General features: G+C 61.4%; 21 protein-coding genes. 7 read left to right on the plus strand and 14 right to left on the minus strand.

All coding sequences use genetic code 11. The features are described from left to right. The first annotated feature begins 62 nt into the window (after window positions 1–62). Both MKS11_RS04355 and MKS11_RS04360 read left to right on the plus strand, forming a co-directional pair. Window positions 63–1,514: a tagaturonate reductase gene (locus tag MKS11_RS04355; RefSeq protein ID WP_053810400.1), complete on the plus strand. Its 1,452-nt coding sequence runs from the start codon at window positions 63–65 to the stop codon at window positions 1,512–1,514. A 258-nt stretch (window positions 1,515–1,772) separates the two neighbouring features. Beyond that, complete coding sequence (locus tag MKS11_RS04360) at window positions 1,773–2,219, plus strand: GNAT family N-acetyltransferase (protein WP_004205953.1); 447 nt, start codon at window positions 1,773–1,775, stop codon at window positions 2,217–2,219. 209 nt (window positions 2,220–2,428) lie between these two features. Here the strand turns inward: MKS11_RS04360 and MKS11_RS04365 are convergent, their stop codons facing one another. From MKS11_RS04365 to MKS11_RS04395, 7 genes are all read right to left on the minus strand, one after another. Further along, complete coding sequence (locus MKS11_RS04365; protein WP_004205951.1) at window positions 2,429–2,809, minus strand: tautomerase family protein; 381 nt, start codon at window positions 2,807–2,809, stop codon at window positions 2,429–2,431. Further along, window positions 2,800–3,120, minus strand: coding sequence for a carboxymuconolactone decarboxylase family protein (locus MKS11_RS04370; protein WP_004205948.1), 321 nt, complete (start codon window positions 3,118–3,120; stop codon window positions 2,800–2,802). The genes MKS11_RS04365 and MKS11_RS04370 overlap by 10 nt, the downstream gene beginning before the upstream one ends. A 161-nt stretch (window positions 3,121–3,281) precedes the next feature. Beyond that, window positions 3,282–4,043 (minus strand): trans-aconitate 2-methyltransferase, encoded by a 762-nt coding sequence (tam, locus tag MKS11_RS04375; RefSeq protein WP_284109388.1) that lies wholly within the window; start codon window positions 4,041–4,043, stop codon window positions 3,282–3,284. A gap of 203 nt (window positions 4,044–4,246) precedes the next feature. Continuing rightward, the gene (locus MKS11_RS04380; protein ID WP_004205945.1) at window positions 4,247–4,537 is read right to left on the minus strand and encodes a hypothetical protein; all 291 of its coding nucleotides are present in this window, start codon (window positions 4,535–4,537) and stop codon (window positions 4,247–4,249) included. A 229-nt stretch (window positions 4,538–4,766) separates the two neighbouring features. Next, window positions 4,767–5,954, minus strand: a complete 1,188-nt coding sequence (locus MKS11_RS04385; RefSeq protein ID WP_087771730.1) for an MFS transporter — start codon at window positions 5,952–5,954, stop codon at window positions 4,767–4,769. A gap of 155 nt (window positions 5,955–6,109) precedes the next feature. After that, window positions 6,110–6,532 (minus strand): VOC family protein, encoded by a 423-nt coding sequence (locus tag MKS11_RS04390; RefSeq protein ID WP_004205943.1) that lies wholly within the window; start codon window positions 6,530–6,532, stop codon window positions 6,110–6,112. Between the two features lie 303 nt (window positions 6,533–6,835). Further along, window positions 6,836–7,681, minus strand: a complete 846-nt coding sequence (locus MKS11_RS04395; RefSeq protein WP_004205942.1) for a LysR substrate-binding domain-containing protein — start codon at window positions 7,679–7,681, stop codon at window positions 6,836–6,838. Window positions 7,682–7,770: 89 nt separating this feature from the next. Here MKS11_RS04395 and MKS11_RS04400 point away from each other — a divergent pair, with 89 nt between their 5' ends. Then, the gene (locus MKS11_RS04400; RefSeq protein WP_080837714.1) at window positions 7,771–8,829 is read left to right on the plus strand and encodes a nitronate monooxygenase family protein; all 1,059 of its coding nucleotides are present in this window, start codon (window positions 7,771–7,773) and stop codon (window positions 8,827–8,829) included. 10 nt (window positions 8,830–8,839) lie between these two features. Here the strand turns inward: MKS11_RS04400 and MKS11_RS04405 are convergent, their stop codons facing one another. The 4 genes from MKS11_RS04405 to MKS11_RS04420 are packed head-to-tail and all read right to left on the minus strand — an operon-like array spanning window position 8,840 to window position 12,142. Further along, on the minus strand, window positions 8,840–9,499 hold the full coding sequence (locus MKS11_RS04405; protein WP_004217626.1) for a methionine ABC transporter permease: 660 nt from the start codon (window positions 9,497–9,499) through the stop codon (window positions 8,840–8,842). Further along, window positions 9,496–10,287 (minus strand): methionine ABC transporter ATP-binding protein, encoded by a 792-nt coding sequence (locus tag MKS11_RS04410; protein WP_008804932.1) that lies wholly within the window; start codon window positions 10,285–10,287, stop codon window positions 9,496–9,498. Before MKS11_RS04410 ends, MKS11_RS04405 begins: the two co-directional genes overlap by 4 nt. Further along, window positions 10,284–11,090, minus strand: a complete 807-nt coding sequence (locus MKS11_RS04415; protein ID WP_004205939.1) for a MetQ/NlpA family ABC transporter substrate-binding protein — start codon at window positions 11,088–11,090, stop codon at window positions 10,284–10,286. The genes MKS11_RS04410 and MKS11_RS04415 overlap by 4 nt, the downstream gene beginning before the upstream one ends. Window positions 11,091–11,113: 23 nt before the next feature. Then, complete coding sequence (locus MKS11_RS04420; protein WP_038431657.1) at window positions 11,114–12,142, minus strand: isopenicillin N synthase family oxygenase; 1,029 nt, start codon at window positions 12,140–12,142, stop codon at window positions 11,114–11,116. 281 nt (window positions 12,143–12,423) lie between these two features. Between MKS11_RS04420 and MKS11_RS04425 the strand changes: the two genes are divergently transcribed. From MKS11_RS04425 to MKS11_RS04435, 3 genes are all read left to right on the plus strand, one after another. After that, window positions 12,424–12,687, plus strand: coding sequence for a VF530 family protein (locus tag MKS11_RS04425; RefSeq protein ID WP_259595612.1), 264 nt, complete (start codon window positions 12,424–12,426; stop codon window positions 12,685–12,687). A 21-nt stretch (window positions 12,688–12,708) separates the two neighbouring features. Further along, the gene (locus MKS11_RS04430; RefSeq protein ID WP_004205936.1) at window positions 12,709–13,020 is read left to right on the plus strand and encodes a cupin domain-containing protein; all 312 of its coding nucleotides are present in this window, start codon (window positions 12,709–12,711) and stop codon (window positions 13,018–13,020) included. A 178-nt stretch (window positions 13,021–13,198) separates the two neighbouring features. Next, entirely contained in the window at window positions 13,199–13,954 is a 756-nt protein-coding gene (locus tag MKS11_RS04435; protein WP_032456028.1) for a VOC family protein, read from the plus strand. Window positions 13,955–13,963: 9 nt separating this feature from the next. On the opposite strand, the gene MKS11_RS04440 is transcribed toward MKS11_RS04435, so the two are convergent. Next, window positions 13,964–14,908, minus strand: coding sequence for an AraC family transcriptional regulator (locus MKS11_RS04440; protein ID WP_004205934.1), 945 nt, complete (start codon window positions 14,906–14,908; stop codon window positions 13,964–13,966). A 105-nt stretch (window positions 14,909–15,013) separates the two neighbouring features. On the opposite strand from MKS11_RS04440, the gene MKS11_RS04445 reads away from it, so the two are divergent. Beyond that, entirely contained in the window at window positions 15,014–16,252 is a 1,239-nt protein-coding gene (locus MKS11_RS04445; protein ID WP_049115597.1) for an MFS transporter, read from the plus strand. On the opposite strand, the gene hpxE is transcribed toward MKS11_RS04445, so the two are convergent. Further along, the gene (gene hpxE / locus MKS11_RS04450) at window positions 16,229–17,203 is read right to left on the minus strand and encodes a molybdenum cofactor-independent xanthine hydroxylase subunit HpxE (RefSeq protein ID WP_049093370.1); all 975 of its coding nucleotides are present in this window, start codon (window positions 17,201–17,203) and stop codon (window positions 16,229–16,231) included. The genes MKS11_RS04445 and hpxE overlap by 24 nt on opposite strands. Before the next feature lie 11 nt (window positions 17,204–17,214). Continuing rightward, window positions 17,215–18,252 (minus strand): molybdenum cofactor-independent xanthine hydroxylase subunit HpxD, encoded by a 1,038-nt coding sequence (gene hpxD, locus MKS11_RS04455; RefSeq protein ID WP_087771731.1) that lies wholly within the window; start codon window positions 18,250–18,252, stop codon window positions 17,215–17,217. Window positions 18,253–18,297: the final 45 nt, after the last annotated feature.

An 18,297-nucleotide genomic window follows, 5' to 3' on the forward strand; every position in this document is an offset into this window, starting at 1 on the left:
AACCTGATAACTTATTGGACCAATTACTCAGGTTGTATGACTACTATTAGAGGGAACCCATTGTGAAAACATTAAACCGTCGTGATTTCCCCGGCGCGCAGTACCCTGACCGTATCGTCCAGTTTGGTGAAGGCAACTTCCTGCGCGCATTCGTTGACTGGCAGATCGACCTGCTCAACGAGCATACCGACCTGAATGCGGGCATCGTGGTCGTTCGCCCCATTGACACGGATTTTCCACCGTCTCTGAACACCCAGGACGGCCTCTATACCACCATTATCCGTGGTCTCAACGAGCAGGGCGAAGCGGTTAGCGACGCGCGGTTGATCCGATCGGTCAACCGCGAAATCAGCGCTTACGCTGACTACGACGCTTTTTTACGTCTGGCGCATAACCCGGAGATACGGTTTGTCTTCTCCAATACCACCGAGGCAGGCATCAGCTACCATGCCGGGGACCGGTTTGACGACGCGCCGCCGGTCAGCTATCCGGCGAAACTAACCCGCCTGCTATTTGAGCGTTACCAGCATTTCGCCGGCGCAGCCGATAAGGGATGGGTGATTATCCCTTGCGAACTGATCGATTATAACGGTGAGGCGCTGCAGGCCCTGGTCCTGCGCTATGCCACCGAGTGGCAGCTGCCGCAGGACTTTATCAACTGGCTCACCTCGGCGAACACCTTCTGTTCCACCCTGGTGGATCGCATTGTGACCGGCTATCCGCGCGATGAAGTGGCGGCCCTGGAGGCGCAAACCGGCTATCAAGATGCTTTCCTCGATACCGCCGAGCACTTCTATCTGTTTGTTATCCAGGGGCCCGCTTCGCTGGCCAGCGAGCTGCGTCTCGATAAGCTGCCGCTGAATGTGCGTATCGTCGACGATATCAAGCCCTATAAAGAGCGCAAAGTGGCGATCCTTAACGGGGCGCACACCGCCCTGGTGCCGGTGGCCTTCCAGGCTGGAATCGACACCGTCGGCGAAGCGATGAACGACGCGGAGATTTGCGCGTTTGTCGAAAAAGCGATTTATGACGAGATTATTCCGGTGCTGGACCTGCCGCGCGATGAGCTGGTGTCATTCGCCAGCGCCGTGACCGGGCGCTTCCGCAATCCCTATATCAAACATCAGCTGCTCTCGATCGCCCTCAACGGCATGACCAAGTACCGCACCCGTATTCTGCCGCAGCTGCTGGCAGGGCAGAAGGCGCATGGCACGCTGCCGCCGCGCCTGACCTTCGCGCTGGCGGCGCTGATCGCCTTCTACCGAGGAGAGCGGGAGGGGACAAGCTATCCGGTACAGGATGATGCTGACTGGCTGACGCGCTACCAGACGCTCTGGGCCCGCCATCGCGACGGTCAGATAAGCACCCGCGAGCTGGTTTCCGCTGTGCTCAGCGTGGAGTCCCACTGGGAGCAGGATCTAAGCCAGATCCCCGGACTGGTGGATCAGGTCGCCGCTGACCTTGACGCTATTCTGACCCGCGGGATGCGCGACGCCGTCAGGCCGCTCTGCTGATAGCGAAGTCTCTTCTCTTCACCCGGCTGCGGCCGGGTTTATTGGCACTCAAATTAGTTACAACATACTTTTTTATTGTCCCGATAAAGCCGGTCAGCAGCCCCGCTGCAAAAGGCTTTTTAGTGCCAAATCGCCCTGCGCAGGCGGGAATTATGGTTAAGCCGCTTGAACAAATATCTGCGCAGGAAAATAATGGCCTTAATACCTGGTTCCTGCCAATGTTCGCAGGCTAATTCATTCATCTGTAAGGAAACTCGCATGGTCATCGATATCCGGGAAGTACGGCCGCATGACAAAGCCGAATGGCTTCAGCTCTGGGAAGGCTATACCCACTTCTACGGCAGTCCGCAGCCGGAAGAGGTGACCGAATGCACCTGGCAGCGGATGCTGGACGTGAACTCACCCGTGCTGGGCAGGGTCGCAGTGGTGAATGATACGGTGGTGGGATTCGCTATCTGCATTCTGCACGAAGGCACCTGGGTCACCACGCCAATCTGCTATCTGGAGGATCTGTTCGTCGATCCAGCCTTCCGCGGACAAGGCATTGCCAGAACGCTGATTAAGTCGCTGCAAACCGAAGGGGCTGATCAAGGCTGGTCACGTCTGTACTGGCATACTCGCCGTGATAATCCCGCCCGCCACCTGTATGATGAATTCACCCCGGCTGACGATTATGTACGCTACAGGATCACCCTTGACTCCTGAAGCGATAAGATGCTGTTAAGCTTTTCCCGCTATAACAGGGGAAACAGGCTCAGGAGAAGCAACGATGGAAAAACGTCTCGAAACAGTGGTCAATCTGATAATGTTTCTTTCGCTATTGGCGACGGCCTGGGATCTGTCACTGGTGCATCATCTCGCCTGGTAGCAACTAAATAGCCTGAATCGCGGCGCCCCTGCAGGCGCCGCCTGACTTATTCACCCGCCATTTTGCCGGCGCTAAAACTCCAGTCCTCCAGCTGGTTAAACTGGATCACCACCATCACGTCCTGCGGGCTGACCGCCATCTCATCGGCTAACCGCGCGCAGAGCCGACGATAGAGACCCTGTTTCTGCGCCCGGCGGCGCGGTTTTCCGGCGAAAATATGAAACAGCACGAAGCGATCGCTGCGACCGCCGCTAAGATAATGCGGGTCGTAAATGCGCTGCCCGTCGGCGGTCTGCTCGATAAACTGAAATTTGTCCGCCGGCGGCACGGCAAACTCCGCCACCAGGCACTCATGGAATAGCGCCGACAGCTGAGCAAACTCCGCGGGACGCCATGCCGTACCAAGCGAAATACGGGTCAGAGGCATGGCGCCTCCTGCGCGTTCAGGCAGGTCAGGGCGCTGGCCGCCGCCGGCCAGCCGGCGTAGAACGCCAGGTGGGTAAATAATTCGACAATTTCCTCCTGGCTCAGGCCATTTCGATAGCCGTAGGCGATATGCCAGGGCAGTTGCTCGGTTTTGCCCAGCGCCGTCAGGGCGGAGAGGGTGATTAAGCTGCGTTCCCGGGGCGACAGCTCGCTGCGCGCCCAGATATCGCCAAACAGCACCGTTTCGGTCAGTTCTGCCAGTTTTGGCGCAATGGCAGCCAGCGTGTGGCGATCGACAGGGGTGGTATCCATGGTGACTCCCGTTACAGGTTGAAGTGGTCGTCACTGTCGCACGCTGAGGAATGTGTTGAATATCGCAATGTTCAGGATAATTGATCCTGAAAAACAGGAATGTTTGCTGGCTCGACTTGCTTATGTATTGGTTATGTTTTACTCCACGCTCAAGGCAACCCTCAGGCGGCTATTTTTCGCGCCACGATAAACAGACGTGGGAAGCGTAGAAGCACCATTCCGTTACACTGTAACGGATAGTGGTCGGCCAACGATGCCAAATAGCGGGTCAGAAAGGCGCTTTTGGCCTGCTCATCGAGGTCCGTCAGATAAGGTCGCAATCCGGTGCCCTGCAGCCAGTCGACTATCGCCTGATGAGAAGCGAGCGGATGAAAATAGGTGGTGCGCCAGATATCAACTTCACAGCCCTGTCGGGTGAGCAGATCGTACCAGGCGTCCGGCGGAAGCAAGGGCTGGCGGCCGCGGTCCGGCATTCCCAGCTCGCCGGCGACCTGACGCATCAGAGTATGGGAGGGCTCCTGCCAGTTATCCGGCATCTGCACCGCCAGCGTACCGTTATCCGCCAGCTGATTCACCAGATGCGGAAACAGCGTCTCATGATCCGCCAGCCACTGCAGCGAGGCGTTGGCATAGATCATGTCTGGCGGTTGCGCAGGCCGCCAGCTGGCGATATCGGCCTCGATGAACTCACAGTCGGGTAAGGCCCGCGCCGCCTGGTCCAGCATGGCCGGGGAGTTATCGATACCGACGATCGCCGCCAGCGGCCAGGCGGCACGCAGCAGGCGGGTACTGTTGCCCGGCCCACAGCCGAGGTCAACGACGCTCTCAACCTGCAGGTGAGCGATACGGGAAAGCAGGTCAGCCGCCGGGCGGGTGCGCTCAGCGTCAAACTGCAGATACAGCGAAGGATTCCAGTCAGCCATCGGGCGTTGTCCTGTGTGAGGGAGACAGGGCAAAGCATAGAACGCCCAGGGCCGCCTGTCAGGGGGTAATGATCCCCTGCAGCATCTGGCAGCGTGACACTGTCACAGATAAAATGGCATCAGCAGGCTATCGCGTGCGGTATGGGCACATTGTGAGGGGAAGCGGATTGGTCAGCATCTGCGCCCGCAGCGGGCGCAGTGGCTTATTCGGCGTTCTTCAGCGCTTCGGCGCGGCTGGCGGTGGCGTAAACAAAATCCAGCATCGGCTCGAGATCGGTATCGTAGCCGGCCTGAATAATCTTCCCGCGCAGCCATTCGATTTCACTGGTGATATCGGGATGGAAAATGTTGTTATCCTGCGCCCGGCGCAGCCATTTCAGCAGAAAGTTGTTCTTTCCTCGGATACCGCCCGACTTTTTCGACTTTCCGTGCATCTTCAGCGCGACCAGGACGCAGTAATAGAAATGAACGCGCTGATTAAAACTTTGGTGCATGTCTGTGTTTCCCGCCAGAATCAGGAATTCACCGTGTGGGTCAGTGATTCGGATTGGACTACGGCGGCGGGCTGGATCGTTGCGCGATCTCTGTTGTTTTCCGCCACCGTCCTTGCATCTCTCGCCAGACGCTGAGGGGGATGTTGGCACGGAAGCCGAATCGTCGTCAATTGCCGATTCGTTTTTTGCCGGTGTCGGCAGCCCGCGGCGATCCGCGAGCCGGGCCTGGCTACGTCCTGACCGCTGCCCGCTGTTGCAGATGTACGCGTAAAATCAGCAGGAAAGCGAACACGACGACGATCGCCGCCAGCAGATACAGGGTGGCGAGATCGTAGTAGCCGGCGACCCAGCCGGCCAGCGGCCCGGTCAGCCCCAGCGCGAGGTCAAGGAACGCCGAGTAGGTGCCGAGGGCGGTCCCCTGGTTTTGCTCTTCCACCTGTTTTACCGCCTCAACCCCCAACGCCGGGAAGACCAGCGAAAAACCCGAGCCGGTGAGGAAGGCGCCGATGCCCGCCACCCAGGCTGACGGCGCCAGCCAGATAAGCAGCAGGCCGAGACATTCGATGACGAAGCAGGCCAGGGAGACCGGGACTCCGCCGTAGCGGGTAATGGTATTCCCCAGCACCAGGCGAACACAGATAAAACCGACGCTGAACAGCGAGAGGGTAAACGCGGCGCCCTGCCAGCTGTGCGCGGCGAAGTAGAGGGTGATAAAGGTGGCGATAACGCCGAAACCGACGGTGCCAAAGGCCAGCCCCAGGCCATAAGGCCAGATTTTGCGCACCACCGCGTGGAAGGGCGCTCTGACGCCGGCGGTCACGCTGACGTCTTGCCGCGTGCGGGCGAACAGCAGGCCGATGGCGGCGACCAGCACCACCACCGTGGCAAAGCCGCTGATGCCGAAATAGTGGTTAAGAGTGACCCCCAGCGGCGCGCCCACCGCCATCGCCACATAGGTCGCCACGCCGTTCCACGAGATCACCCGTGACGTATGGATCGCGCCGACGGTTTTGATCCCCCAGAGGGTGGCTCCGGTGGCGGTAAAGCTCTCGCCGACGCCAAGAAATACCCGGCCCGCCAACAGCGCGGCAATCTCCAGCATGGGCATCGTCTGCAACATTACCGCCAGCAGCGTGAAGGCGCCGCTAAGCAGACAGCAGACGATCCCGAGGCTAACCACTCTTTTCGGGCCCCAGATATCGGTATAGCGCCCGGCGTGCGGCCGGCTTATTAGCGTGGAGATGTACTGCAGACTGATCACAATACCGGCGACAAAGGTGCTGTAGCCCAGCTGATAGTGAATATAACCCGGTAGAACGGCCAGTGGCAGACCAATGGAGAGATAGCAGATACAGGTAAAAACAACGATCGAAATGATGCGCAAATTAAGCTGCGTGGTGCTGACGGAAGTGCTCATAGGGATAAAGGGTTAATACATAGGGATGTTTAGCATAGCGCGCCGCGAGAAGGCTGGCGAGTCGGGAAGGCGTTTTATCGGTAACCGACGGGAACGTTGTCTGTCCGAAGGTAAATAATTGCTTTTGCAGCGGTTGACGCCAGCCCCGATCAGCGTCAGCTCGCCGCCACATGCGACTCATCGCCCACCACGCCCCAGGCGCGGTTTTGCAGCACGGTGCGATAGCCGTCGCGGTCGACGAAAGTGACGCCGTTGACCTCCCAGTAGGGGTTGAACGCCGTGACGCGCAGAAACCCGGCGGCGTCCATGGCGCTGCATTGTGCCTCCCAGGCCTGACGCTGCGGATAGTACAGCACCAGCAGATCTTCATCTCCTGGCGAGGGGGTAACGGGATGGTGGCGGCAGTGGGTGAATTCCAGATGCCAGCTGGCATCCGCGGAGCCGATCATAATCCCGCTAAATCCTTCATGATCGGTAAAGCTGCCAAGTTCCTGCAGCCCCAGCCCGGCACAATACATGCTGGCGCTGGTCTCCAGTTCGCTGACCGGTCTGGCGATGCGCATGTGGCAGAACGACATATTGACTCCCATAAGGCGTAGGCCGGATCAGGCGCAGCCGCCACCCGGCAAAAAAGCGGCGTCACAGCCGCGACCCGTCGCCCGGCGGCGCTGCGCTTGCGCGGGCCTACGGAGCGGGGGACCCATTTAGCCGGCTAAGCGCCGCCATGTAGGCCGGGTCAGGCGCAGCCGCGACCTGTGGCGAAAAGCGATTCTGTCGCTGTTGTCGCTCGGGTTGATACTGTAGCGGCAAAACGCCTCTGCGTTTGTCGGCAAGAGCTCTGGTTCGCCCTCTGCGCGTGTGTCACTGAATCCTCTTCTAGCTTAGCCGTTCGCAGCGCTTTGCAACAGGATGCGCCACTCGCTGAGGGCGGAGGTGCTGAACCCCTGACGCCAGATAAGCTGGGTGCTCGCCTCGCACAGCGGTTCGCTAAGGCAGTTTTCGGGAAGCGTCATCAGCGACAGCACGCTCTGCGGCAGCAGGCAGACGTAGCGCCCGGAGGCCACGCAGGCCAGCATGCTGTGATAGGAACTAACCTCATGCACCTCGACGGCCGCCTGTTGCTCCGCCAGCCAGCGCTCTCCTAACGCCCGATAGCTGCAGCCGCTGGTAAATGCCGCGAACCGCAGCGGGCCAGCGCCCTGCGGCCGGACCAGCATCAGGGTTTCCTGAAACACCGGGACAGATTCCAGCCCGGGCGGGCATGTCGGTTGGCCATCCGGCCCTGGCGGCAGGCAGACCAGCGCGGCATCGAGGGCGGCGGTAAATACCCCCTCGGTTAACTGGCGGGTCGGCCGGGTGCTGAGGGTGACATCCACCTGCGGGCATTGCTGTTGGAAGCGGGTAAGCAGCGGCGGCAGACGGCTGGCGGCGGTCGCCTCCATCGCGCCCAAACGCAGGCTGCCGCCGGGTGTGGTCGGATGCAGAGCCTGCTTTGCCTCCTCCGCCAGGCTCAGGATCCGCCGGGCATAGCTGAGGAACTGTACGCCTGCCGGCGACAGTACCATTTTTTTGTTGCCGCGGACGAAAAGTTCCACGGCAAGCTCCTCTTCCAGCTGCTGAATACGGGTGGTGATATTAGACTGGGCGCGGCCCAGCCGTTTTGCTGCCAGGGTGACGCTTTGCGTGTCGGCCACCTGGATAAAAATTTGCAGTGTGCTGTGGTTCATATTTTTATTCTCAATATGATAATGATGTTGATCTTATCATCTTTAAAAGAGATGGTAAGCCTCCGGCATCACTCATCTACGAGGAACTCATGCAAAATTCACTGCTTTCGCTTCTTGATATTGACTACCCCCTGATCCAGGCCCCGATGGCGGGCGTCTCCACCCCCGCGCTGGCTGCTGCGGTGAGTAATGCCGGGGCGCTGGGTTCGCTGGGGCTGGGCGCTTCAACCGTTGCCCAAGCGGAAGCGATGATCGTCGCCACCCGCCAGCTGACGGACCGGCCGTTCAATGTCAATTTATTTTGCCATGCGCCGCCGCGGCGCGACGCCCCACGTGAAGCGGACTGGGCAGAGACGCTGCGCCCCCATTTTACCCGCTTTGGCAGTACGCCTCCGGCATCGCTTAGGGAGATATACCAGACGTTTATCGGCCACACCGCCATGCTGGAGCTGCTTCTCGACCACTCGCCGGCGGTGGTGAGCTTTCATTTCGGCCTTCCTGAAAGTGAGACGATCCAGCGTCTGCGACAGCAGGGGATTGTCACCCTGGCGACGGCAACCTCGCTCCAGGAGGCGCTGCTGATTGAACAGCAGGGGATCGACGTGGTGGTCGCTCAGGGCTATGAGGCGGGCGGGCACCGGGGGATCTTTGCTCCGCAGGAGCCTGACGCGCAGCTGAGCACCTTCACCCTGGTGCAACTTCTGCGGCGTCGACTAACCATCCCGGTAGTGGCCGCCGGGGGCATCATGGACGGAGCGGGGATCGCTAGCGTGATGCAGTTGGGGGCGCAGGGCGTACAGCTCGGTACGGCGTTTTTACTGTGTCCGGAATCGGCCGCCGACGCCGGCTATCGCGCGGCGATCCACAACAGCCTTGACGGGCGTACGGTGCTGACCTCCGCGATATCCGGGCGTCCGGCACGCTGTCTGGCTAATGCCTTCTGCGCGCTAGGGGAAGCCTGTCCGACGAGCGCCGTGCCGGATTATCCGCTGGCGTATGATATCGGCAAAGCGCTGGCCGCCGCCGCGAAAGCCCAGGGCGTCCATGAGTATGGCGCCCACTGGGCCGGGCAGGGGGTGGGGTTGATCCGCGAGTGTGACGCCGCCCGTCTGGTCCGCCAGCTGGCGGCAGAGAGCGGCTGGAACTAATGACTGACGGCTAACGGCGGTGGGCCAGGCTGCGCACCAGCCGATCGCCGGCCATCTGCACGCCCTGAACCATCGCCACCAGGATCAGCACTGTGCCAAACATCACCTCATTATTGAATCGCTGATAGCCGTAGCGGATGGCGAGGTCGCCGAGTCCGCCGCCGCCGATCACCCCGGCCATCGACGAAAAGCCAATCAGCATCACGATGGTCAGCGTGATCCCGGCCAGCAGCGTCGGCAGGGCTTCTGGCAGCAGGGATTTAAAAATCACGTGCCAGACGTTGCCGCCCATCGACAGAATGGCTTCGATTCTTCCGTAATCCACCTCGTCGAGCGCGTTTTCCGTCAGGCGGGCAAAGAACGGAAAGGCGCCGATGGTCACCGGCACGATGGCGGCGGTGCTGCCCAGCGTGGTGCCGACGATCAGCCGGGTAAAAGGGATCAGGGCGATCAGCAGCACGATAAACGGTAGCGACCTGCCGATGTTGATCACCGCGCCTAACAGCGCGTTCAGTTTCGGCATCGGCGCCAGCCCGTTGGCGCGGGAAATAAATAACAACACACCGGTGGGCAGCCCGATCAGCACGGTAAACAGGGCCGCCAGGCCCACCATATAGAGCGTATCCAACGTGCCGTCGAGTAATAACGGCCACAAATCTTCCCAGCTCATGCTACTCCGCATAATGGCCTCCCCTGAACGCCGTGACGGGTAAGAAAATCCTGTTCAGCCTGCGGGTCGTGCAGCAACGACTGGCGCAGCCGCGACCATGGGGTCACCAGCAGGTCGGCGAGTTTGCCGCTCTCGACAATCTCGCCCTGTTCCAGCAGTGCCGCGTGGTCACAAATGGTTTTCACCACCTCCAGCTGGTGCGTTATCAGCACAATGGTCAGATTGAGCCGCTGGTTAATATCCGCCAGCAGAGCCAGCACCGAGGCGGTGGTCTCGGGATCCAGAGCGCTGGTCGCCTCGTCGCACAGCAGCACCTCCGGTCGGGCGGCCAGCGCCCGGGCGATGCCGACGCGCTGTTTTTGCCCGCCGGAAAGCTGCGACGGGAAAGCGGCGGCCTTTTCGCTGAGATCCACCAGCTCCAGCAGTTCGCGCACCCGCGCTTCGCGAGCGGCCCGCGGCACCCCGGCAATCTCCAGCGGCACCGCGATGTTATCGGCGACGGTGCGGGCATGCAGCAGATTGAAGTGCTGGAAAATCATCCCGGTGCGCAGGCGATAATCCCGCAGCGCCGCCTTGTTCAGCTGAGTAATATCCTGTCCGTTCACCAGAATGCGGCCCGAGGTGGGCCGCTCCAGCAAATTGAGACAGCGGATGAGCGTACTTTTGCCGGCGCCGCTGCGCCCGAGAATGCCGTATATCGCCCCTTTCGGGATCTGTAACGCGATATCGTTCAGCGCCGGTCGGCCGGTTCCGGCGTAGGTTTTGCTCAGCCCTTCGATGGTGATCATGACTGAGGGGCCACCGGGATCACCGAGCCGTTGTAGTTTTTACGGATAAACTCCGCCACCTGCGGCGACGTCAGGTCTTTCGCCAGCGCCTTAATACGCGGGTCATTCGCCAGGGCCGGGGTGGTCACCAGGATATTGGCGTAGGGGTTATGCTCGGCGCTTTCCAGCCCCAGGGCATCTTTCGCTGGCACCAGACCGGCTTCCAGCGCGTAGTTACCGTTAATCACCGCCAGGTCGACATCGTCGAGGGAGCGCGGGATCTGCGGCGATTCAATCTCCAGGATCTTCAGGTGTTTCGGGTTCTCGACAATATCCTTCGGCGTCGCCAGGGTGGTGGCCGGGTCGGTAAATTTGGGGTCCAGCTTAATAAGCTTCTGCGCCTGCAGCAGGAACAGCGCCCGGCTCAGGTTGGTGGTGTTATTCGGTACCGCCACCGTGGCGTTTTCCGGCAGCGACGAGAAATCTTTATGCTTATGCGAGTAGATCCCCAGCGGCTCAATATGAACCGTGGCCGCGACGGCAAAGGTTTTACCCAGCGCTTTCTCCTGATCCTTCAGGTAGGGGACATGCTGGAAGTAGTTGGCATCCACATCGCCACTGGCCAGCAGTTCATTGGCGTTGACCCCGCTGGTCAGCTCCACCACCTTGAGATCGAGACTGGGATCGATTTTTTTGATGTAGTTGAGGATCTCCGCGTGGGGAACCGGGTCCGCGGCGACGCGCAGCGCGGCGGCCTGGGCAGACGTCCATGCCAGAGAAAGAGACAGTGCGACCCCTGCCAGTTTAAAAGCAGCATATTTCATGGTGTGTTCCTTTTTAGTTATGGTTAAACGATCAATTGCTCGGCGCGTTCGCGAAAAACGTCCTGATAGTAGCGTTCCGCCACGTCCGGATGGGAACGCAGACGGCCCTTGAGATAATTCCAGCCGACATCGCGCAGCAGCGGATTGTGCGGGTCGCTGTCCGGACCGCGCGCTTCACGCGCCAGCTCGGGCGGCAGGGTATAAACCGGCACCACCGCGTCAAGCTGGGCGCCAAGGAAGAAAGCGATGGAGAGGCGCTGCTGCTGAGCCGGCGGTGACACCACCCGGTGAACGGTAGCGCGCAGATAGCCGTTGGTGGCCAGCTCCAGCAGTTCGCCAATATTGACCACAAAGCTGCCGGCCAGCGGTACGGCGTCGATCCACTGCCCGGGCGCCACCTCAACCTGCAGCCCTTTCTGCTCGTCCTGCAGCAGGAAGCTGAGAAAACCGGAATCTTTATGGGCGCCAACGCCCTGGCTGCTCTGGGTCTCCTGCTGGCCGGGATAACGGATCAGCTTGATATGCTCGTTGGGTTGGTCGCCGTAAAGCCGGTCAAAGGCATTCTCCGGGAGCTGCAGCGCTTCGGCAAAGGCGCGCAGCAGGCGGATCCCCACCTGAGTCATCTGCTGTTGCCAGTGAAGTAATACCGGTTTTAGCGATGGAAGCGCGGCAGGCCACAGATTCGGACCCTGCAGGCGCTGCCAGCGCGGCGCGTCGTCGCTGAGGGTCAACGCCGGACGTTCGGCGCCGATATCAAACTGCTCTCGCCAGTCAGGCTGGCCGCGCGTCAGCTCAGAGGCCGCGCGGTTATAGCCGCGAAAATGGGGGGAGTGGATCATCGCCACCTGCTGTTTTTGCGCCTCATCGAGCGCAAAAAAGCGCTGGGACTGGCGCTGAACTTCATATTGAAGCGCGTCGTCGACACCGTGGTTGATCAGATAAAAGAAGCCGATGTCGCGGGCGGCGTGACGCAGGTCGGCCAGGAAGGCCGCTTTATCCGCGGGGTCCGCGTAGCGGGCCAGATCGAGAATCGGCAGGGTGGTCGCGTTCATTGTGTTCTCCGAAAACGGGATAATAAGTTATGGGTCGATTCAGGTTCAGGGTTCTGGCACAACAGCAGCGCATGGTGATTTCCTCTGTCCGGGGCTGAGCACAGCTTGCCTCAGGGCCAGATAAGCAACCAATAACGTTATTTTCTAATTTATGTCCGCGCGGGGTTCTGTGCTTTTGCGTTAAATAGATAAAGGCGTAAGGGCGAACTGAAGCCGTTGCGCCCGTCACCGAGAGTCAGTAAGGTGGGCGCACTTTTTTAATGCGGAACGGATGTATCCTCATGCACAGCTCAAAAGATCCCCTGCACGGCGTGACGCTGGAAGCGCTGCTCAATGCCCTGGTGGCGCGCTACGGCTGGGTGGAAATGGCCCGCCAGGTCAACATTAACTGCTTTAAAAGCGATCCCAGCATCAAGTCCAGCCTGAAATTTCTCCGCCGGACGCCGTGGGCGCGTAAAGAGGTGGAGGCGATGTATCTGGCTTCGCTCGACGACGATGCGCCGGCAGAGAAACCGGATACCTGGGCAAACTGGCAGAAAAAATAACCCTTACCACAGGACAACATCATGCAGAGCTGGAGCAGTAAAGATTTCACCGCCGACCGCGCGTGGGGCGCGCTGGACATTGCCAATTTTTCCGGCACCACCGTGCGCCTGCACTGGACCGACCAACCCTATATCTGGCACATCAACGACGGTCAGGAGGTGTTTGCCGTGATGGATGGTCAGGTGGCGATGCATGTGAAGGTCGACGGCGAGGAGCAGGTGATCATGCTGAACGCCGGAGATATCTTTTACGCCGAGGTGGGATGCGAGCATGTCGCCCATCCCCAGGGGGCGGCGCGTATTCTGGTGATTGAGAAAGAAGGGTCGGTCTGATCCCGCCGGCGGGCAATTCGTTAGCCCGCCGTTTCATCGCCTGTCAGACTCAACATACCGCGTTGATATAAATCACTTATCCAGCTTTCAATATACATAATTCTTGTTTGCCATTGCCTTCACCCCAGCACTATCTTTTGCCGCAGACGTCTTAACAGGCACAACCCCGGGAGAGATCATGGCCACCTTGCAGTGGGATCACGCAGTACAGTTTGTGAATCAGCCGGAAGCGGCGATTGAAATCTTTGCCGGGCAGCAGCTGCGGGCGGCGGTCGGCGGGCGCCATCCGGGCTGGGGAACCCGCAATGCGCTGAGCTATTTTGGTCTGACCTATATCGAATTCCTCGCCATTTCCGACCCGGACGAACTGCGCGCCGCGACGGACAGATTTCTGCTCTCGCGGGATGCCGCGCGGTTGCTGCCGGAGAACGAAGCGCTGTTACGCGTCGCGCTGCGCAGCGACGACATCGACGCCACCCATGACCACTTGCGTCGCAAGGGGCTGGCGGTGTCACCGATTGTCGATGGCCAGCGCCACGATCCGCAGGGCAATGTCATCCGCTGGCGGATCTTCACCATCGATGGCGACACCGACGGGCTGGTCTTTCCCTTTGTGCTGCAGTGGGGAGAAGACGACGAGACCCGGCTGGCGCGGCTGCGCGCTCAGGGGCTGGACGTGCCTCATCCGCTGGGCGACATTGTGCTCGAGCAGGCGGTGTTCGAGGTGGACAATCCGCAGGCGGTGCGCGACCGCTGGCAGGCACTACTGGGCTTCCCGTCACAGGGGGAGCAGGGGCTGGACGCGGGCGGCCAGTGGTTTATTTTTCGCCAGGGACCCGCCAACCAGCTGGCCGAGCTGGTGTTTCGCGTCGCCAACCCGGCGCTTAAGGGGCAACGCTTTCGCGTCGGCAACGGCGTGTATCGCTTTATATAAAGGCTGACGCTAGCGTACCGTAGCGCGCAGGGCCCCCGGCGGCTGGCCGGTGATGCGTTTGAACGCCCGGCTGAAGGCCGCCAGCGACTGATACCCGAGGCTGAAGGCGACTTTTTCCAGCGCCTGGCCTTCGTGGGTGATGTACTGCACCGCCAGCCGCATACGCAGCTCGGTGAGATAGCGGGCGGGGGTGGTGCCGGTGGCGGCAAGAAAACGCTCGGCGAAGAGAGAGCGCGACAGCCCCGCCTCCCGCGCCAGATCTTCCACTTTCCAGTTAACGCCCGGACGCTGATGCATGGCGTAGATCGCTTTCGCCAGCCGGGGATCGCGCAGGACCTGCACCCAGCCGGTGGCGTTACCGCACCCGCAGGCCACCCAGCCGCGGACTATTAGCGCGGCCACCACGTCCGCCAGTCGGGCGAGGATCCCGGCATAGCCCGCCTGGCGGGTGAGCGATTCCCGCTCCATCGCCGCCAGCAGCGGCTGGATCTCCGGCCAGGTGTTGAGCAGGCAGCTCACCCGCATCACTTCGGGCATGGCCTTCACCAGCGGCTGCATGCCGCCGAGTTCAAAGTCCATACAACCGCTGAAAATCACGGCGCGCTCCGGGCAGTCAGGCTGGCCGCCAGCGTTGATACAACTGACCGTGCTGCACACCGTTTCGCTGTTCAGCTGCGCCACATTCACCACCGCGGCCTGCGGATCGGAGAGCAGGGCGTGCCCGTCGCCGTTGGGAATAAACAGCGCGTCGCCGCTCTCCAGGGTGAACTGTTCTCCGCTGGCCATGCGCAGCAGCACCGGCCCGCGGCTGATGAAATGGAACTGGGCTTTGCCCGCCACGGCGCTAAAGCCGACGCCAAACGGGCGGGAGGTCTCGATGCGCCGGTAATTCACGCCGGAGAGGCGCATACCGCGCAGCAGTTCGCTGGTCAGGTCGATAGTGGGCTGGCTCATGGTAATTCCGGACGAATAATCAATAACTGAAGAGTATGCATCATATATCGTCCAGTGGTAAGCCCCTAAGATGACCAGGATGTTAATAAACCTGGAGAGATGTATATGACTTCCTGCATAGCTGCTGACGCGAGCCTGTCACCCGTCAGGCCTGCCTGGCGCGCCGTCTATGCCCTGGCCCTCGGGGTGTTCGGCCTGATCGTGGCTGAGTTTCTGCCCGCCAGCCTGTTAACGCCGATGGCCAGCAGCCTCGGCGTCAGCGAAGGGATGGCCGGGCAGGCGGTGACCGCCACGGCGTTAGTGGCGTTAGTCACCGGCCTGCTGATCGCCACCGCCACCCGCAATATCGACCGCCGCTGGGTGCTGATGTTCTTTTCCGTGCTGCAGATTGTCTCCAGCCTGATGGTCGCTTTTGCCGGTTCGCTGGCGTTTCTCCTGCTCGGTCGTCTGCTGTTGGGGATCGCCATCGGCGGTTTCTGGGCGATGTCCACCGCCACGGCGATGCGTCTGGTGCCGGCGGCCCATGTGCCGAAAGCGCTGGCGATCATCTTTTCCGCGGTGTCTGTCGCCACGGTGGTGGCCGCGCCGCTCGGCAGCTACCTCGGAGAGCTGATCGGCTGGCGCAACGTGTTTATTCTCTGCGCGATACCCAGCCTGCTGGCGCTGCTCTGGCAGCTGTGGGTGCTGCCCTCCATGCGGCCGGAAAGCGTTGGCACCTTCTCCACGCTGTTCAGGGTGCTGCGCCGTCCCGGTATGCTGGGGGGCATGCTGGCGTCGATCCTGATTTTCAGCGGCCATTTTGCCTTCTTCACCTACCTGAGACCGTTCCTTGAGACCGTCGCGCAGGCCAGCGTTGAAGGCGTTTCGCTGATTTTGCTCGGCTTCGGTGTCGCTAACTTTATCGGCACCTCGGTGGCGAGCTATCTGCTGAGCCGCAGCCTGCGTCTGACCCTGGCGCTGGTGCCGCTGATGATGAGCGTCCTGGCGCTGCTGATGGTGACGTTTGGCCATCTGTCCGTGCTCGACGGGTTGCTGGTCGCCCTGTGGGGATTTGCCTTCGGTCTGGTGCCGGTGGCCTGGTCCACCTGGCTGGCCACCACCGTGCCGGATGAGGCGGAAAGCGCAGGCGGTCTGCTGGTGGCCTCTATTCAGCTGGCCATCAGCGCCGGCGCCGCCGGCGGCGGGGCGGTGTTCGATCTACATGGCGCCAGCGGCGTCTTCACCGGCAGCGGTTTGCTGCTGTTGACCGCGATGGTCGTGGTCTTCACCGCCGTGCGGGTGAAACCGGTCGCCAGCGCCGAGCAGCCGGAGACCGGCCGCTTATCCCGCGAGATCGATAACTAAATTGGCCGACAGGCTGCGGGAGCAGCACAGCGCGATATGCTGCTCCGCGGCCTGTTTTTCCGCCTCCGACTGCACGGTATCCCGGTGGTCTACCGTTCCCTCCCGCACCGGCGTCAGGCAGGCGCCGCAGATCCCCATCTCGCAGGAGAGCGGCACCTCAACGCCATGCTCCTGCAGCACCCGGGCGATGGTTTTGTCCCCCGGGACCGGCCAGCGCTCCCCGGTGGAGGCGAGGGTGATGGTGAAGGTGCCGTCCTCCGCCGACGCCGCCGTCGGGACGGTCGGCTGGAACGCTTCGCTGTGCAGTTGCGTTTCCGCCCAGCCGGCCGCCAGCGCAGTGTCGCGCACCTGGGCCATAAACCCCGGCGGTCCGCAGAAATAGACTCGGGTGTCGGCGTCCGGCGCGCCCAGATCCTGCGCCAGCCGCAGGCGCGGACTCTGCCCGTCGGCAGAGCTGTGGATCAGGCAGGTTCCGCCGGTGAGCTGGCTGGCGATCTCGGTGGCGAAGGCGGCCTCCTGCGCGCGGCTGACGTAATAGTGCAGCGTAAAGCTGGCGCCGGACGCCGCCCGCGCATGGGCCATCGCCAGCAGCGGCGTAATGCCGATCCCGGCGGCGAGGAGCACCACGTGGCCGCCCCCGTGCAGGGGAAAGTGGTTGCGCGGAGCAGAGATCAGCAAGGGCTGCCCCGGACGCAGGGTGTCATGAATATAACGAGAGCCGCCTCGCGACTGCGCCTCGCGGGCGACGCAGAGCAGATAGTGATCCCGTCCGGCCGGGCTGCCGGTCAGCGAATACTGACGGATCAGCCCGCAGGGGAGATGGAGGTCGATATGGGCGCCGGGCGCCCACGCCGGCAGCGGTTGCCCATCGGCGCTCACCAGACGAACGGCCAGATTTTTCGCGCCCTGGCGCCACAGGCCATCGACCACCACCGGGAGTATGTCGCGCATAAGACCTCCACTCATACCAGAAAGAAATCGCCAAAGCCCATCTTCTTCAGCCCGCGCCGGTAGGCGATAGAGCTGCGGTCTGCCGGAATATGCGCCTCCAGGGTCAGATCCAGCGGCAGCCGCTCCGGGCGCTGGGTCTCAACCATCAGGCGGTCCTCCTCAAACACCCGCAGGTTGAACGCATGAACGTCTTCCACCGGCACATGCAGGTCAAAATTGCGGGCGATAGGGGCAAACATTCGCGTCACGCGCGACGACACCGGCGAGGCGGCGTTCATGATCACCAGCTTCGCATCGGCAGGGAAATGGATGGTCAGCGTGGCGGTGAACGGCAGATGCATTTCAAAGTGACGCAGCCACTGGAACCCTTCCGGCGCGCGGAAATCGGAGCTGGCCGGGTAATTGCCTACCGAGCTCCAGTAGTCGGCAACAAAGCCGAACGGCGTCTCCTGCGGGGTGTAGTCCGGCACCTGTTGGTTGTCAGGATCGGCGAAGGTCTCGGTGTGGATCCACGCGAAGTGGGCGACATCGAGAAAGCCTTCGACCTGGCGGCCGGCAAAGCCCTTCACTTCAAAGGCCGGACAGTTGATTTGCTGAAAGCCGGCGTCGTCCCAGTGCGGCATGGTCGGTAACGGCGGCGGATTGTCCGGATCGCAGGCCAGGCAGGTCCAGATCAGCCCGTAACGCTCCTCCACGGCGAAGCTGGTGAGATGCAGTTTGGCCGGAATGGGTTGCCCCGGACTGGAGGGGATGCGGTTGCAGCGGCCATCCTCGCCAAAGCGCAGGCCATGATAGGGGCAGACGATGCCTTCTTCTTCATGAAACCCCAGGGTCAGCGGGACGCCGCGGTGCGGGCAGACGTCGCGGGCGACCACCACCTGGCCTTTTATACGATAGATAACCAGCTGTTCGTCCAGCAGGGTGGCTTTCACCGGAGCGCCGTCAATATCGCAGGCGCGGGCCACCGGGTGCCAGCAACGGGCCAGCCGCAGCCAGTCTTCCGGATCGAAGGTGCAATGGGCGGGGGGCGTGGGGGGGGTTGTCTTCATGATTTCTCTTCCTGCTCACATCGGTGATTGTTTTATTGTTGTGAG

The sequence above is a fragment of the Klebsiella sp. K5-45 genome, assembly GCF_030128605.1.
GTDB classification, from domain to species: domain Bacteria; phylum Pseudomonadota; class Gammaproteobacteria; order Enterobacterales; family Enterobacteriaceae; genus Klebsiella; species Klebsiella quasipneumoniae.

Excerpts from the sequence above, each read along its gene's own strand:
- MKS11_RS04360 (WP_004205953.1), top strand. The coding sequence starts at position 1,773 with ATGGTCATCGATATCCGGGAAGTACGGCCGCATGACAAAGCCGAATGG.
- MKS11_RS04365 (WP_004205951.1), bottom strand. The coding sequence starts at position 2,809 with ATGCCTCTGACCCGTATTTCGCTTGGTACGGCATGGCGTCCCGCGGAG.
- MKS11_RS04370 (WP_004205948.1), bottom strand. The coding sequence starts at position 3,120 with ATGGATACCACCCCTGTCGATCGCCACACGCTGGCTGCCATTGCGCCA.
- tam (WP_284109388.1), bottom strand. The coding sequence starts at position 4,043 with ATGGCTGACTGGAATCCTTCGCTGTATCTGCAGTTTGACGCTGAGCGC.
- MKS11_RS04380 (WP_004205945.1), bottom strand. The coding sequence starts at position 4,537 with ATGCACCAAAGTTTTAATCAGCGCGTTCATTTCTATTACTGCGTCCTG.
- MKS11_RS04385 (WP_087771730.1), bottom strand. The coding sequence starts at position 5,954 with ATGAGCACTTCCGTCAGCACCACGCAGCTTAATTTGCGCATCATTTCG.
- MKS11_RS04390 (WP_004205943.1), bottom strand. The coding sequence starts at position 6,532 with ATGTCGTTCTGCCACATGCGCATCGCCAGACCGGTCAGCGAACTGGAG.
- MKS11_RS04395 (WP_004205942.1), bottom strand. The coding sequence starts at position 7,681 with ATGAACCACAGCACACTGCAAATTTTTATCCAGGTGGCCGACACGCAA.
- MKS11_RS04400 (WP_080837714.1), top strand. The coding sequence starts at position 7,771 with ATGCAAAATTCACTGCTTTCGCTTCTTGATATTGACTACCCCCTGATC.
- MKS11_RS04405 (WP_004217626.1), bottom strand. The coding sequence starts at position 9,499 with ATGAGCTGGGAAGATTTGTGGCCGTTATTACTCGACGGCACGTTGGAT.
- MKS11_RS04410 (WP_008804932.1), bottom strand. The coding sequence starts at position 10,287 with ATGATCACCATCGAAGGGCTGAGCAAAACCTACGCCGGAACCGGCCGA.
- MKS11_RS04415 (WP_004205939.1), bottom strand. The coding sequence starts at position 11,090 with ATGAAATATGCTGCTTTTAAACTGGCAGGGGTCGCACTGTCTCTTTCT.
- MKS11_RS04420 (WP_038431657.1), bottom strand. The coding sequence starts at position 12,142 with ATGAACGCGACCACCCTGCCGATTCTCGATCTGGCCCGCTACGCGGAC.
- MKS11_RS04425 (WP_259595612.1), top strand. The coding sequence starts at position 12,424 with ATGCACAGCTCAAAAGATCCCCTGCACGGCGTGACGCTGGAAGCGCTG.
- MKS11_RS04430 (WP_004205936.1), top strand. The coding sequence starts at position 12,709 with ATGCAGAGCTGGAGCAGTAAAGATTTCACCGCCGACCGCGCGTGGGGC.
- MKS11_RS04435 (WP_032456028.1), top strand. The coding sequence starts at position 13,199 with ATGGCCACCTTGCAGTGGGATCACGCAGTACAGTTTGTGAATCAGCCG.
- MKS11_RS04440 (WP_004205934.1), bottom strand. The coding sequence starts at position 14,908 with ATGAGCCAGCCCACTATCGACCTGACCAGCGAACTGCTGCGCGGTATG.
- MKS11_RS04445 (WP_049115597.1), top strand. The coding sequence starts at position 15,014 with ATGACTTCCTGCATAGCTGCTGACGCGAGCCTGTCACCCGTCAGGCCT.
- hpxE (WP_049093370.1), bottom strand. The coding sequence starts at position 17,203 with ATGCGCGACATACTCCCGGTGGTGGTCGATGGCCTGTGGCGCCAGGGC.
- hpxD (WP_087771731.1), bottom strand. The coding sequence starts at position 18,252 with ATGAAGACAACCCCCCCCACGCCCCCCGCCCATTGCACCTTCGATCCG.